Source organism: Rhizobium sp. BK176, from assembly GCF_024808055.1.
This window is the reverse complement of sequence record NZ_JANUBV010000003.1, coordinates 359,641-374,013: the sequence shown is the minus strand read 5'-3', so window position 1 is coordinate 374,013 and position 14,373 is coordinate 359,641. Positions and strand designations below refer to the sequence as shown.

Here is a 14,373-nt window from a genome sequence, read left to right as displayed (position 1 = left end):
TTACCCTCTTTCCCTAACCTCAGAGCGCTTCCGCGCCCGAAATGATTTCAATGAGTTCCTTGGTGATCTGAGCCTGGCGCTGACGGTTGTAGGAAAGCGTCAGCTTGTTGATCATTTCACCAGCGTTGCGCGTTGCATTGTCCATGGCGCTCATCTTGGCACCCATTTCACCGGCGACGTTCTCAAGGAGCGCGCGGAAAATCTGGACCGAGATGTTGCGCGGAATCAGATCCTCGAGGATCGATGCCGGATCCGGCTCGTATTCGTAGACTGCGCCGGCATGCTCCGCATCCTGGACAACTGCCGTGGGGGCCGATGCCGGGATGAGCTGCTGTGCCGTCGGAACCTGCGAAATGACCGACTTGAATTCGGAATAGAACAACGTGCAGACGTCGAACTCGCCGGCTTCGAACATCTCGATGACGCGCTTGCCGATCTGATCCGCATTCTCGAAGGAGACCTTCTTCACGTCGCGCAATTCCTTGCGCTCGGCGATGAGCGAGGCGAATTCACGGCGCAGAACGTCGTAACCCTTCTTGCCGACGGTGAAGAACTTGACGGTCTTGCCTTCAGCAATGAGCTTGCGAGCGTGATCGCGCGCGAAACGCGAGATCTGCGAGTTGAAGCCGCCGCACAGACCGCGCTCGGCAGTGCAGACGACCAGCAAGTGAACCTGGTCCTTGCCGGTGCCGGTCATCAGCGCAGGCGCACCGTCGGCTTCCGTCATCGCACCGGCGATGTTTGCCAGAACGGCACCCATGCGCTGCGAGTACGGACGGGCGGCCTCGGCCGCCTCCTGGGCACGCCGAAGCTTCGCCGCGGCGACCATTTTCATCGCCTTGGTGATCTTCTGCGTCGCCTTGACGGAGGCGATCCGGTTTTTCAGATCCTTAAGTGAAGGCATCCGTTATCCGTCCTTTGGGGTCCGATTAGGCGAAGGACTTCGCGAAGCTATCGACGGCAGCCGTGAGCTTGCCCTTCGTATCGTCGCTGATTGCCTTGTCCGTGCGGATCGTGTCGAGGATAGCCGAGCCTTCCGAGCGAAGGTACGACAGCAGGCCCTGTTCGAACTTGCCGACCTGGTTGACCGGGATCTTGTCGAGGTAGCCGTTGACACCTGCGAAGATGACCGCAACCTGCTCTTCCGTCTTCAGCGGCGAGAACTGCGGCTGCTTCAGGAGTTCGGTCAGGCGTGCACCGCGGTTGAGCAGGCGCTGCGTGGAAGCATCGAGGTCCGAACCGAACTGGGCGAAGGCGGCCATTTCGCGATACTGGGCGAGTTCGCCCTTGATCGAGCCGGCGACCTGCTTCATGGCCTTGACCTGAGCGGCTGAACCAACGCGCGAAACCGACAGACCGACGTTAACGGCCGGACGAATGCCCTGGTAGAACAGGTCGGTTTCGAGGAAGATCTGGCCGTCGGTGATCGAGATCACGTTGGTCGGAATGAACGCCGAAACGTCGTTGCCCTGGGTTTCGATGACAGGCAGAGCCGTCAGAGAGCCAGCACCCTTCTCGTCGGAGAGCTTTGCAGCGCGCTCGAGGAGACGCGAGTGAAGGTAGAAAACGTCGCCAGGATAAGCTTCGCGGCCCGGCGGGCGGCGCAGCAGCAGCGACATCTGGCGATAAGCAACAGCCTGCTTGGACAGGTCGTCGTAGCCGATCAGCGCGTGCTGACCGTTGTCGCGGAAGAATTCGCCCATCGTGCAGCCGGCGAACGGTGCCAGGTACTGCATCGGAGCCGGATCGGAAGCCGTTGCAGCAACGACGATCGAGTACTTCATTGCGCCGCGTTCTTCGAGAACCTTGACGAACTGGGCAACGGTCGAACGCTTCTGGCCGATAGCGACGTAGACGCAGAACAGCTTGTCGCCGTCCGGGCCGTTGTCGTGAATGGCCTTCTGGTTCAGAATCGTGTCGAGAATGATCGCGGTCTTGCCGGTCTGGCGGTCACCGATGACGAGCTCGCGCTGGCCACGACCGACCGGGATGAGCGCGTCGATGGCCTTGAGGCCGGTCGACATCGGCTCATGAACCGACTTACGCGGAATGATACCAGGAGCCTTGACGTCGACGCGCGCACGGCGGGTCGCGTTGATCGGGCCCTTGCCGTCGATCGGGTTGCCGAGAGCGTCGACAACGCGGCCGAGCAGCTCCGGACCAACCGGAACGTCAACGATGGCGCCGGTCCGCTTGACGGTGTCGCCTTCCTTGATGTCGCGGTCCGAACCGAAAATAACAACACCGACGTTGTCCGATTCCAGGTTCAGCGCCATACCACGGATGCCACCGGGGAATTCGACCATTTCGCCTGCCTGAACATTGTCCAGACCGTAAACGCGAGCGATACCGTCACCGACGGAGAGAACCTGACCGACTTCCGAGACTTCTGCCTCTTTACCGAAGTTTTTGATCTGGTCTTTGAGAATTGCGGAAATTTCCGCAGCGCGGATATCCATCAGCCGACCTCTTTCAATGCAAGCTTAAGGGTAGAGAGTTTTGTACGAAGAGACGTATCAATCTGACGGGACCCGACCTTCACGATCAGACCACCAAGAATTGACGGATCAACCGTGACGTTGATCGCCACGTCTTTGCCGGTGACGCCCTTGAGCGCCGCCTTCAATTCAGTTTCCTGCGCTGCAGTGAGCGCATGCGCCGCAGTAACGTCGGCAGTGATTTCGCCACGCTGGTTTGCAGCAATGATGCGGAAGGCCTTGATCATGCCCGGGAGGGCAAAGAGGCGACGGTTACGCGCCACGACCTTCAGGAAATTCGCGAAGAAGCCGCTGATGCCAGCCTTCTCACTGATGGCAATGATTGCCTTGAGCTGATCGTCGGCCGAGAAAACAGGGCTCGAAACGAAACGCTTCAGGTCTTCGCTCTCGTCGAGCATCGCCTGGAACCGATCGAGGTCCTTGGTGACGACCTCAACGGCGCCCTGCTCGAGCGCAAGCTCGAACAACGACGAGGCATAGCGCTCTGCAACACCAGAAGTAAGCTGGGATGTGTCTGCCACTGGCCCAAATTTCCCTGATTTCAACCCAAGAATCCGGTCCTCGGCGGGCGCCTGACCTATAATCTTGAATTCGTTATGATTTCCCCCAGAAATCGCAAGAAAAGCCTCTTGCTTCTTCCGAAATTCGGGGTCCGTCTAACATAGGATGTTCGGACTCGCAACACGCGTAACGCCCGAATACTGCTTTCCTATCGATTTCTAACGCAAAAATGCTCGAGCCCCGGCAGGGAAGAGCTTAGCGCGAGCGATATCCGCTCAACTCAAGCGGAAAAGAAACCGAAAACATAGGCGAGAGGAAGCGCCGCCAGAATGATTTGCACAACCAGGAGTAAATAGTTGAGAATTGTGCTCCCCTTATCTGAAAGGAGCGAAATGATGCGTGCAAACGCCGCCATGGCGAAGGCGCCGCCGAGCGCCATGTAGATCCAGTTCTGCGCCAGCATGATGGCCGAGAGGCCGAAGCCGAGATAGAAGCCGCCGACGGAGCGTTGCTCCGCATAACCGTCACGCCGACCCTCGCGAGGCATGATGCCGAACAGCCGCATCGCGTATCCCGGCGCAAACATGATGACAAAGCCCACAAGCGCCGTGAAAGCGGCCGCTCCGAAGGCGAGTTGTTCGCCAAACTCCGTCGGAAAATAAAAATCCATAGTCGACCCCGAATCCCCTGCTTCGCCGTCCTTATGGCATGATTGCCGTGCCGGACAAAAGCCCGCAAGGCAGCGATCTACAGGAAGCTTTGAGGGTCGACGTCGAGCTGTACATGCACCGACCCACGCTCCTTCGGCGCCTGCGCAAGCATAGTCCTCAGAAACGCCTGCATGTCGGAGTTCCGCCGCCCGTGTACGAGAAGCCGAAAGCGATAGCGGCCGCGCACCAGGGCAAGTGGCGCTTCCGCCGGGCCGAGGACGGCGATGCCAGAGACATGAGGTGCCGCGTTCCTGATCCCGCGGGCATGGTTTTCCGCATCGTGGCGCGCTTCCGCCGAGACGATGATCGATGCCAACCGTCCGAAAGGGGGAAGAATGGCGCGCTCGCGTTCGGCGATCTCGCGTTCGTAGAATGCGCTCGCATCGCCGGAGACGATCGCTTGCATAACCGGATGCTGCGGCTGGTAGGTCTGTAACAGTCCGTGGCTCTTCAGGCCGGTACGCCCGGCGCGGCCTGTCACCTGCGACAGGAGCTGGAAGGTCCGCTCGGCGGCGCGTGGATCGCCGTTGGCAAGGCCGAGGTCGGCATCGACGATGCCAACCAGCGTCATCAGCGGGAAATTGTGACCCTTGGCGACAAGCTGCGTCCCGATGACGATATCGGCCTCGCCCTTGGCGATGGCTTCGAGCTCAAGACGCAACCGTTTGACGCCGCCCATCATGTCGGACGAGAGCACGATCGTCCGTGCCTCGGGAAAATGACGTTCCACCTCTTCGGCGATACGCTCGACGCCCGGCCCGCAGGCAACGAGGTGATCAAGTGTGCCACATTCGGGACAGGCTTCCGGCGTCCGCTCGGCATGACCGCACTGATGGCATTGCAGCTGCCTCTTGAATCGATGCTCGACGAGCCAGCTGGAGCATTGCGGGCATTGGAAGCGGTGACCACAAACGCGGCAAAGCGTCAGCGGCGCGTAGCCCCGCCGGTTCAGGAAAAGAAGCGCCTGTTGCTGCTTCTCAACCGTCTTGCCGATCGCTCGAATCAGCACTGGCGAGAGGAAGCCGCCGCGCTCGGGCGCATGACGGCGCATGTCGATGAGATGCAGATCCGGCAGCGCCGCGTCACCGAAGCGGGTCGGCATGTGAATGGTGCTGTAACGCCCGCTCTGCCCATTGACCTGGCTCTCGACCGACGGCGTGGCCGAAACCAGAACCACCGGGAAATCGCCAATGCGGGCGCGCACGACCGCCATGTCGCGCGCATTGTAATAGACACGATCTTCCTGCTTGTAAGCGGGATCGTGTTCTTCATCGACGATGATCAGCCCAAGGTCCTCGAAAGGCAGGAACAGCGCCGAGCGCGCGCCGGCGACGACGCGAACCTCGCCCGTGACTGCCTGACGCCAGACCTTTTCGCGCATGCGTGGCGCCAGATCGGAATGCCATTCCGCCGGCTTGGCGCCGAAGCGATCCTGGAACCGCTCCAGAAAGCTGGCCGTCAAGGCAATCTCCGGAAGGAGAATCAACACCTGCTTGCCGCGCTTCAGCGTTTCCGCGATCGCTTCGAAATAGACTTCGGTCTTGCCCGAACCGGTAACTCCGTCGATCAGCGAGACTGCGAACTCGCCCTTTCGAACTTCGGAGAGGATCTCGTTCGCCGCTTCCTTCTGGGGACCTTCGAGCCGCGCGGCCACAAAATCCGGATCCGGTCTGGCGACCACTGGCGGGGGCGGCAGGAACACCGTCTCGAAAATGCCCTGACTGATCAAACCATCAACGACGCTGGTCGACACACCGGCGGCGTGGGCCAGCCCGCTTCGCGTCCAGGACAAGCCATCCCCGGCAATATCCAGCACCCGGGCGCGCGCCGGCGTCATCCGTTCCGGCGCGCCGCCGGCGAAGCGCAATCCCTCCACCATCGGCTCGGGCTCGAAGGCGTTGGGTGCACGCAGCGCCATCCGCGCCACGAGCCCAGGTGGAGAAAGTGTGTAACTCGCCACCCAGTCGATGAAATCGCGCATCTCCTTGGTCAGCGGCGGGCAATCGAAGACATGACTGATCGGCCTGAGCTTCTTCGGGTCGACACCGTCCTCGCCACCGTCCCAGACGACGCCGATCACCTGCCTCGGACCGAGCGGCACCTGCACGACCGAGCCGGGCTCGACCGCCATCCCTTCCGGCACTGCATATGAATATGGCTTCGGCGCGGGCATGGGAACGAGCACCGGAACCGTACGGTTTGCCGGCGGCGCCTCAAACAACGCTCCAAAGAGATCTGACGAATCTGTGCTCATCGGGCGTGACCATGCCCGGATCGACACGAAAAGAAAACCTGTAAGACTGGTGCCACCGGTTTACTCGTCGTCATCGATAACGCCCGTTAGCCGCATGCCCTCGATCCACGTTGCGCCGTCCTGCCGCACCACGTGGCGAGCACGGGCACCGCATTTTTCGCGCACGGCGGCCGCCAGCGCTTCGGAATGCGTAACGATCCAGATCTGGCTGCTGCTGGCGGCCTCCGCGATCATGTCCGCCAGAGGGGGCAGCATGTCGGGATGGAGGCTTGCCTCTGGTTCGTTGAGCGCAATCAGCGGCGGCAGCCGATAGGACATCAGTGCGGCCGCAAGTCCCAGAAAGCGGATCTGTCCGTCCGACAGCTCGCGCGGCTTGAACACCCGATTTGGAAACTCGGAAAAGGAAAGGCCGAAAGACGCCGTCTCCTCGGGCAGCGGCATAACGAGCCGCGCACCGCCAAGGGCCGCGGCCACGGCACGATCGAGATCGACCGTATCCTCCCGCGTATGCGCCAGCGTCGCGAAGACGGCAGCAATGTTGCTGCCATCCTCATCGAGCAGCGGCGCGGTGACAGCAAGACAAGGGGAGCGCAGTGGTGACAGGCGATCAGTCCGGAAGCCGTGAAAGAAACGCCAGCCGTCGATTGCACGGCGGAACGTTCCGATCTCGGGATACTGGCCGGCATCACCGAGCAGCGCGATCGCGGTTTCCGATGTCAGCGCCTGCTCCGGATAATCCTGCATCCGCCCATTCGGTCCACGAACCGAAATGGCCGGGCCGGCACGCTTCATCATCGTCACCGGCCGCGTTCCCGTCTCGATCGACAACTCTTCAGCCTTGATCTGAGGCTCAAAGGGAAATCCCGCCGCAGCCGCCGGCGGCCGCAACCCGGCCTCGACGCGATAACGGAAGGTAATCGCTCGTTCCTCGTCGACAAGTTCGGCTTCCAGGCGAATCCGGAAGGGTCCGTCGGCATCCCGGCGCGGGCCCGACCACAGCGCCGAAAACATCCCGCCCTCGGCGGCGATCTCATGCGCCAGGCGCCCTCGCGTTGCCGCTTGGATGAGCTGGAGAGCGCGGTAGAGGTTGGATTTTCCGACGCCGTTCTCGCCGATGAAGAGGTTAATCCCGGAAAGATCCATACGGATCGATCGCAGGGACCGGTAATTCTGTGCAAACATCGAGCGGAGCAGCATGCCTCGCTTTAGCCTATCCAATCAGCGAATTGAATGGGCGCTGGCCAGTTCCCGTTCCGCGGGCGGGACCAGCGGCAGGAATTGTGCTCCGCCATCCGCGGCAAGCGCGTGGACGGTGTGGTCTTCCAGCGCCTTGGTTACCTCGTTGATGTCGCCGTCGAGGTGTTCCACGGGGATCGGGTTGCCGACCACGAAGTCGAAGCGATCGCCGCGCTTGTTGAGGAGCTCGTGGAAGACGGTCATGTCCCGGAGCTCGGTCGACCATTTCGCAAGCCAGTAGAACAGGCCGGAGTTCCGAGCCGTCATATGAACGGGAAGGATCGGCAGATTGTACTTGCGGGCAAGGCCGACCGCCGAGGTTTTCCACGGGCGTTCATTCAGCCGTCCGTTCGCCCAGTAGGCGATGCGGCCAGAGGGAAAGAGCACTGTTGCCTTGCCTTCCCTGACCGCACGGTTGGTGATCTGCAGCGTTTCGCGGGTCTTGAGCTTGCTTTTGTACTCCTCGCGCCACTCGACGGGGATAATGACCTCGGCAAAACGCGGATTGACGCGCACGGCGTCACGGTTCGCAAACACCATCACATCCGGTCGCTTATGCTTCAGGAGGTCGAAGACGGCGACACCATCGGCAATGCCGGTCGGATGATTGCTGACGAGAATGAAGCCGCCGGTCTCGGGAATGCGGTCGCCATGCCTGACATTGATGTCGAGGTTCAGCAGGTTGCTCATATACTCGAAGCACTGCAAACCCGGCATGTTCGCAACATCGTTGGCAAAGCTGACCGCCCGGTTGTAGCGGAGCAGCGTATAGAGAAACGGCCGCATGATCGGCCAAAGCGGATGCTTCACGATCCGCTGCCCGCGTTCGGCGATCAACGTGTCGACGATGTGACCCGGCTTGCCATGGGAGACGAGTGCGATCGCTTCCGCGAATTGTCCAAAAGCGGTCGTGGGTTGGCGCCGTGGCATTCAAGATCCTGCGTCGTTGGGAAACCGGTTACGTGGAATGATATGATGGGAGCATGACAAGCACTTGGCCGGCATTAGGAATTCCATAACTATCGCTCCCTCAGAATTGGCGGCAGGATTGGCAAATTCAAGGCCGAATACGTGAACGAACTCCTGATCATCGCCGACCCACGCCTGATGGCCGAGCGCTCGGCTTGGCTCGATAGCCTCGCGCGCGAACGACGCCTTTCAGAGCACACGCTCGATGCCTACGAGCGTGATACGCGTCAGTTCCTGACCTTTCTGACTGGGCACCTCGGCGGGCCCGCAACGCTGAAAGATATCCACGCACTCAGGCCTGCCGACTTCCGTGCGTTCCTGGCCGCACGGCGCAAGGAAGGCTCCGGTGCCCGTTCGCTTGGCCGCAATCTGGCCGGGCTGCGTTCACTGCTGCGTTACCTGGAAAGGAAGGGGCTGGTAAATGCCGCCGGCGTTGGCGCAATCCGCTCGCCGAAACAACCCAAATCGCTGCCGAAGCCGTTATCCGACCGGCAAGCCATCAACGTCGTCAGCGACGAGGCGCAGTTGCACGAGGAGCCCTGGATCGCCGCCCGCGACGCCGCCGTCTTTGCTCTGCTCTATGGCTGCGGACTGCGCATCTCTGAAGCCCTCGATCTGACGCCCGGCGATTTCAACCGCGGTGCTGCCACGCTGCGCATCACCGGCAAGGGCAACAAGACCCGCCTTGTGCCGCTGCTGACCCTGGTCTTCGACGCCGTCGAGAAATACCGGGCGCTCTGCCCCTATCACCTCGAAGGCAACGAGCCCCTTTTCCGTGGCGCGCGCGGCGGCAAGCTGCAGGCTGCGATCATTCAGCGCACCATGCAGAAGATGCGCAGCGCCTTCGGCCTTCCCGAAACGGCGACACCGCATGCGCTGCGCCATTCCTTTGCGACCCACCTGTTGGCCGGCGGCGGTGACCTCAGAACCATCCAGGAATTGCTCGGCCACGCCAGCCTTTCCACCACCCAGGTCTATACAGGTGTGGATTCCTCACGATTGCTTGAAGTTTACGACCGTGCCCATCCTCGGGCGTAATCTTTTGTTAACGGCTTCTCTTAAAGGAATATCCGCACGCTGGGCGTAGGCTTGGCGATCATAGTGACCGGAACACCACCATGACGATCTCCATCGGCCGTCGCAGCCTGCTCATTGCATTGCCGGGCAATATCCTTCTCTGGCTGATTGCCGCGTTTCACATGCTGCTTGCGGCAACCCTGATCGCCGTGCTGTTTTCGGTGTCGCCGGTGGCTGCCGCGAGCGACGATGCCTGTACCGGCCACAACATCCTGACCGATCTCAAACAGAGTGATCCCGCCCGATACGCCGAAGTCGTGAAGGAGGCCGATGCCGTGCCGAACGGCAAGGGCATTTTCTGGAGAATCGAGAAGGCGGGGATAGCGCCGTCCTGGCTGCTTGGCAGTATGCATGTGACCGATCCCCGCGTGCTGAACTTGCCGCCGCGCGCGCAGACTGCCCATGATGCTGCCGATACCATCATCATTGAATCCGACGAGATCCTCGACGAAAAGAAGGCGGCGGCTGCGCTGCTGATACGGCCGGAACTGACGATGTTCACCGACGGCACGACCATCGAGAAGCTTCTTTCCCGCGACGACTATACGCGGCTGGAAGCCGGTCTGAAGCTGCGCGGCATCCCGCTTGCGGCGGTTTCTCGCATGCGCCCTTGGATGATCTCGAGCGTGGTTGCCCTTCCCGGCTGCGAAATGGCTCGCAAGGCGAAAGGCGTTCAATTCCTCGACCAGAAAATCGCGGCGGATGCCGCCGCTGCGGGCAAGCAGGTCAAGGGCCTCGAAACGCTGGCCGAACAACTGCAGGCAATGGCTGAGCTGCCCACCGAGTTCCACCTGAAATCGCTGATCGAAACGCTGGCTCTCGGTTCTAAGATGAACGATGTCGTCGAGACCATGACCGATCTCTATCTTTCCGGTGATATCGGCATGACGATCCCCATGCTGAAGACCGTGTCACCCGACGGCGAGGACGAAGATAGCGACTACGCCGCCTTCGAGCAGCGCATCATCCTTGATCGCAACAAGGTGATGGCCGAGCGCGCCGCGCCGATCCTCGCCAAGGGCAACGTCTTCATGGCCGTCGGCGCCCTGCACCTACCAGGCGACGGCGGCGTGATCGAACTGTTGCGCAATCAAGGCTTCACCGTCACCGCCGTTAACTAGCGCCCGACGGTCATACGCTTGAGAACATTGGTCTTCCAATAGAACTGGTGAACGAGCGCGCCCGCGACATGCGCCGCGACAAACACCCAGAGGACGACCTTCAGCACATCGGCGTGAAGCGATCCGACGGCATCCATCCCAAAATAATAGGCGGCAATTCCAGTTAGCGGCATCACGAAGATGAAGGCATAAAGGCCGAAGTGCACGACCTTGGCCGCGAGGCGAAATATTGCAGGCTCGCCCGCGATTTCGATCGGTGCACCCTGGGAAAAACGCAGGCAAACCCGGATAATCGCGAGCGCCAGAATGGCAATACCGACATAGGCGTGAATGTTGGCCGCCGCGACCTGGTCGGCAGTGGCAATGCCGGTGCGACGCATGGCGCGATGCCATTCGTTCATGCCGTCAGGAAATAGGAGGTTGAAGAAGATGAGCAGTGCCATACCCCAGTGAAGCAGGCGTTGCGGCAAGCTGTAAGCATCGACGGGTGCGGATTGCATCGGCTCTCCTTTCGAACGACTTTAGAACCATTCAAAAGTAAAACGGCCACCTGTCGGGAGACAAGCAGCCGTTCGCACATTGCCGAAATTTAATATTACATATGGATCGGCTTGAAGAAGGCGGCGAGAGCCGCTTCCTTGACCGCTTCCGACATGGTCGGGTGTGCGTGGCAGGTACGGCCGAGATCTTCCGCGGAACCACCGAACTCCATCAGAACGGCGATCTCGTGGATCATCTCGCCGGCGCCGAAGCCGACGATGTGGCCGCCGAGAACGCGATCGGTTTCCTTGTCGGACAGGATCTTCACGAAACCATCGGTGGCAAGCATTGCGCGGGCGCGGCCGTTTGCCGTGAACGGGAACTTGCCGACCTTATAGGCGATACCAGCGGCCTTCAGCTCTTCCTCGGTCTTGCCGACGGAAGCGACCTCAGGCTGAGTGTAGACGACACTTGGGATGACGTCATAGTTCACATGGCCATGCTGGCCGGCGAGAATTTCGGCGAGTGCGACGCCTTCGTCTTCCGCCTTGTGAGCCAGCATCGGACCCTTCACCACGTCGCCGATCGCGTAGATGCCGGCAACGTTGGTCCGGAAGTGACCGTCGATTTCGACGCGGCCACGGTTATCGAGCTTGACGCCGGCTTCTTCAAGGCCAAGGCCGGCCGTGTAGGGCGTGCGGCCGGTCGCAATCAGAACGACCTCGGCTTCGAGTGTCTGTGCATCACCGCCCTTGACCGGCTCGAAGGTCACCTTGGCACCCTTGCCACCCTTCTCAACGCCCGTCACCTTGGAGCTGAGGTTGATGGCGACGCCCTGCTTGGCGAGCATCCGCTGGAATTGCTTGGAGACTTCGCCATCCATGCCGCCGAGAATCGTGTCGAGATATTCGACAACCGTGACCTTGGCGCCGAGGCGCGACCAGACCGACCCGAGCTCAAGGCCGATGACGCCACCGCCGACGACGATCATCGTTTCCGGCACCTTCTCAAGCGCAATTGCGCCTGTCGAGGAAATGATCACCTTCTCGTCGATATCGACCTTGACGCCGGGAATGCCGGCGACGTCGGAACCGGTGGCGATGACGATGTTCTTGCCTTCGATTTCCTGCACCTTGCCGTCTTCGGCGGTCACGGAAACCTTGCCCGCCGAAACGATCTTGCCGGTGCCCTGGAAAGCATCGATCTTGTTCTTCTTGAAGAGGAAGGCAACGCCGTCGACATTGGCCTTCACAGTCGCATCCTTGTGCGCCAGCATCTTTTCAAGGTTCAGCTTTGGAGCGGCGACCTCGATGCCGAGCGCATCCATGCCGTGGCCGGCCTGATGGAACATTTCGGAGGCATGCAGCAGCGCCTTGGACGGGATGCAGCCAACGTTCAGGCAGGTGCCGCCGAAGGTTGCCCGCTTTTCGACGACGGCGACCTTGAGGCCGAGCTGGGCTGCCTTGATGGCAGCAACATAGCCGCCGGGGCCGGTTCCGATAACGATCACATCGTAGGACATTGTTTCTTTTCCCTTTCGTTATTTGCTTAGTCAGCCGCGCGGGCGAGCGCGAGGCGGAAACCGAAGCCGACCAGAGCGGCGCCGGTGATGCGGTTGAACCATTTGCCGCTTGCGATGAAGCGGTCGCGAATGGGTTTAACGGTGAAGAAGGTGGAGACGCCGGCGAACCAGGCGACGAGCGCGGTGGCCATGCCGATGCCATAGCTGAACTGGATCAGTGCCGGGGTATCGTGATGCACCAGCGTCGAGAACAGCGACAGGAAAAACAGGACTGGCTTCGGATTGAGCGCGTTGGTGATGAAACCCATGCCGAGACACTTGAGCGCCGAGATCGGCCTGCGGTCTTCCTCCGTCACCTCGATCTGATTGACCTTGAAGCCCGGCTCGCGGAAGGATTTGATGCCGAGGTAGACGAGATAGGCGACGCCCGCCCACTTGATCATGGCAAACAGCATCAGCGATTTGGAGACGATCAGGCCGAGGCCGAGTATCGTGTAGCTGATGTGAAAGAGCAGCGAAAAACCCATGCCGAGGCCGGTCATCATGGCGGCACCGCGGCCGTGCACGATGCTCTGGCGCAGGATGACCGCAAAGTCGGCGCCCGGTACGACGATGAAGATCGAAAAGACGGCCATGAGGCCGAGAAATTCGAAGAAGTATTGCATGGCGATATGGTCTCCGCGTCCTAACGGCCGCCGCTGACGTTGAGTATGGCGCCCGTTATATAGGAAGCCGTCGGCGAGAGAAGGTAGAGGGCCGCATCGGCGATCTCCTCTGCCGTACCGGGCCTCTGCATCGGAATGCTCGGCGCGAGATCTCGTGCGCGGTTCGGCAGGCCGCCGGATGCATGAATGTCGGTATCGATGACGCCGGGGCGGATGGCGTTCACGCGCACGCCCTCGTTTGCCACTTCTCGCGACAGGCCGATGGTGAAGGTATCGATCGCGGCCTTCGATGCGGCGTAGTCGACATACTGCGAGGCCGAGCCCAGAACTGCTGCCATCGACGAGATGTTGACGATCGCCCCGCCCTTGCCGCCATGCCTCGACGACATGCGGCGGACGGCTTCGGCAGCGCAGAGGATCGAGCCGGTCACGTTGACGCGCATCATCCGTTCAAGTCGCTCGACGCTCATCTCGTCGACGCGCTGCTGGGCATCGACGATGCCGGCATTGTTGACCAGTCCATCCAGCCGCCCGAAGTGCTTGTCGACAGTCTGGAACATCGAAACGATATCCTGCGCGCTGCCGACATCGCCCTTGATCGCGATGGCATCGCCACCCTCTGCCTTGACATCAGAGACGATAGCGTCGGCGGCAGCGCGGTTCGCGGCGTAGTTGACGGCGACGTTCCAGCCCTGGCGGGCAGCGAGGCGGCTGACGGCCGCACCGATGCCTCGGCTGCCACCGGTAACGAGAAGAACCGGTCGTTCTGTCATTTCGCGCACTCCTTGAATGCCAGGACATCCCACGGCGCAACCGTCGCCTTGCCGTTGCCCCATATCTGCGATTGGCGGATCGCCGGGCCGACACCCGGCAGAAAGACGTTCTCAGCGGCGGCTGCGGCTTCGGGCTGCAAATTATCGATCTCGCCCTTGGCGTTTACGCTATAGACCGCGCCCCGCCAGATCGTACAGGCGTCCAGATCCGCGCCGGTCACGTCACCGCCGGGGCATTTGAACATCAGGATACCGACGGCGCGTTCCGGATCGTTGAATGGCATGACATAGCCGTCCAGCTCGATCGACGTCTTGAGGACCTTGAGCGTGAACCGATTGCTGGCAGCCGCCGCGTCCGAATTTATTGGCGTAAAGCGAAGCTCGTAGGCGCCATCCCGGTCGGCATAGACCGCACTCGCCTGCCGGCAGCCAGGAGCAGCCACAGCCATCACGGGTGACAGCAGCAAAAGCGCGAACAAGGCTCCCACCCCGCCTTTAGCAAGGGGAGGCTTCATGATCATACGCCTTGTGGAGATTGCCAGCGACATTACGCGCCCCGCTGAGGTG

14 protein-coding genes are annotated in these 14,373 nt (G+C 61.1%); 2 read left to right on the top strand and 12 right to left on the bottom strand.

Annotated features, from left to right (window positions below; all coding sequences use genetic code 11):
- Window positions 1-19: 19 nt before the first annotated feature.
- From FHT76_RS14540 to FHT76_RS14510, 7 genes are all read right to left on the bottom strand, one after another.
- Complete coding sequence (locus tag FHT76_RS14540; protein WP_183863689.1) at window positions 20-904, bottom strand: F0F1 ATP synthase subunit gamma; 885 nt, start codon at window positions 902-904, stop codon at window positions 20-22.
- 25 nt (window positions 905-929) lie between these two features.
- Window positions 930-2,459 carry a F0F1 ATP synthase subunit alpha gene (gene atpA / locus FHT76_RS14535; RefSeq protein WP_016556568.1) on the bottom strand — a complete coding sequence of 510 codons (1,530 nt, stop codon included), beginning with the start codon at window positions 2,457-2,459 and terminating at the stop codon, window positions 930-932.
- Window positions 2,459-3,019: a F0F1 ATP synthase subunit delta gene (locus tag FHT76_RS14530; RefSeq protein WP_183863690.1), complete on the bottom strand. Its 561-nt coding sequence runs from the start codon at window positions 3,017-3,019 to the stop codon at window positions 2,459-2,461. Before FHT76_RS14530 ends, atpA begins: the two co-directional genes overlap by 1 nt.
- A 260-nt stretch (window positions 3,020-3,279) precedes the next feature.
- Window positions 3,280-3,669: a DUF4345 domain-containing protein gene (locus tag FHT76_RS14525; protein ID WP_183755201.1), complete on the bottom strand. Its 390-nt coding sequence runs from the start codon at window positions 3,667-3,669 to the stop codon at window positions 3,280-3,282.
- A gap of 77 nt (window positions 3,670-3,746) precedes the next feature.
- Complete coding sequence (locus FHT76_RS14520) at window positions 3,747-5,963, bottom strand: primosomal protein N' (RefSeq protein ID WP_183863691.1); 2,217 nt, start codon at window positions 5,961-5,963, stop codon at window positions 3,747-3,749.
- Between the two features lie 60 nt (window positions 5,964-6,023).
- Window positions 6,024-7,160, bottom strand: coding sequence for an AAA family ATPase (locus FHT76_RS14515; protein ID WP_183863692.1), 1,137 nt, complete (start codon window positions 7,158-7,160; stop codon window positions 6,024-6,026).
- Window positions 7,161-7,181: 21 nt separating this feature from the next.
- Window positions 7,182-8,129 carry a GNAT family N-acetyltransferase gene (locus tag FHT76_RS14510; RefSeq protein WP_183863693.1) on the bottom strand — a complete coding sequence of 316 codons (948 nt, stop codon included), beginning with the start codon at window positions 8,127-8,129 and terminating at the stop codon, window positions 7,182-7,184.
- Between the two features lie 141 nt (window positions 8,130-8,270).
- Between FHT76_RS14510 and FHT76_RS14505 the strand changes: the two genes are divergently transcribed.
- Both FHT76_RS14505 and FHT76_RS14500 read left to right on the top strand, forming a co-directional pair.
- Complete coding sequence (locus tag FHT76_RS14505; RefSeq protein ID WP_183863694.1) at window positions 8,271-9,206, top strand: tyrosine recombinase XerC; 936 nt, start codon at window positions 8,271-8,273, stop codon at window positions 9,204-9,206.
- Window positions 9,207-9,286: 80 nt separating this feature from the next.
- The gene (locus FHT76_RS14500) at window positions 9,287-10,366 is read left to right on the top strand and encodes a TraB/GumN family protein (RefSeq protein ID WP_183863695.1); all 1,080 of its coding nucleotides are present in this window, start codon (window positions 9,287-9,289) and stop codon (window positions 10,364-10,366) included.
- Here the strand turns inward: FHT76_RS14500 and FHT76_RS14495 are convergent.
- The 5 genes from FHT76_RS14495 to FHT76_RS14475 all read right to left on the bottom strand — a co-directional run bounded on the left by FHT76_RS14495 (window position 10,363) and on the right by FHT76_RS14475 (window position 14,327).
- On the bottom strand, window positions 10,363-10,866 hold the full coding sequence (locus FHT76_RS14495) for a cytochrome b (RefSeq protein ID WP_259126869.1): 504 nt from the start codon (window positions 10,864-10,866) through the stop codon (window positions 10,363-10,365). The genes FHT76_RS14500 and FHT76_RS14495 overlap by 4 nt on opposite strands.
- Window positions 10,867-10,961: 95 nt before the next feature.
- Window positions 10,962-12,368, bottom strand: coding sequence for a dihydrolipoyl dehydrogenase (lpdA, locus tag FHT76_RS14490; RefSeq protein ID WP_183863697.1), 1,407 nt, complete (start codon window positions 12,366-12,368; stop codon window positions 10,962-10,964).
- Window positions 12,369-12,394: 26 nt separating this feature from the next.
- A complete protein-coding gene (locus tag FHT76_RS14485; RefSeq protein ID WP_183863698.1) occupies window positions 12,395-13,033 on the bottom strand; it encodes a LysE family translocator in 639 nt (212 codons plus the stop codon).
- Window positions 13,034-13,053: 20 nt separating this feature from the next.
- A complete protein-coding gene (locus FHT76_RS14480; protein ID WP_183863699.1) occupies window positions 13,054-13,806 on the bottom strand; it encodes an SDR family oxidoreductase in 753 nt (250 codons plus the stop codon).
- The gene (locus FHT76_RS14475) at window positions 13,803-14,327 is read right to left on the bottom strand and encodes a hypothetical protein (protein WP_405049269.1); all 525 of its coding nucleotides are present in this window, start codon (window positions 14,325-14,327) and stop codon (window positions 13,803-13,805) included. Before FHT76_RS14475 ends, FHT76_RS14480 begins: the two co-directional genes overlap by 4 nt.
- Window positions 14,328-14,373: the final 46 nt, after the last annotated feature.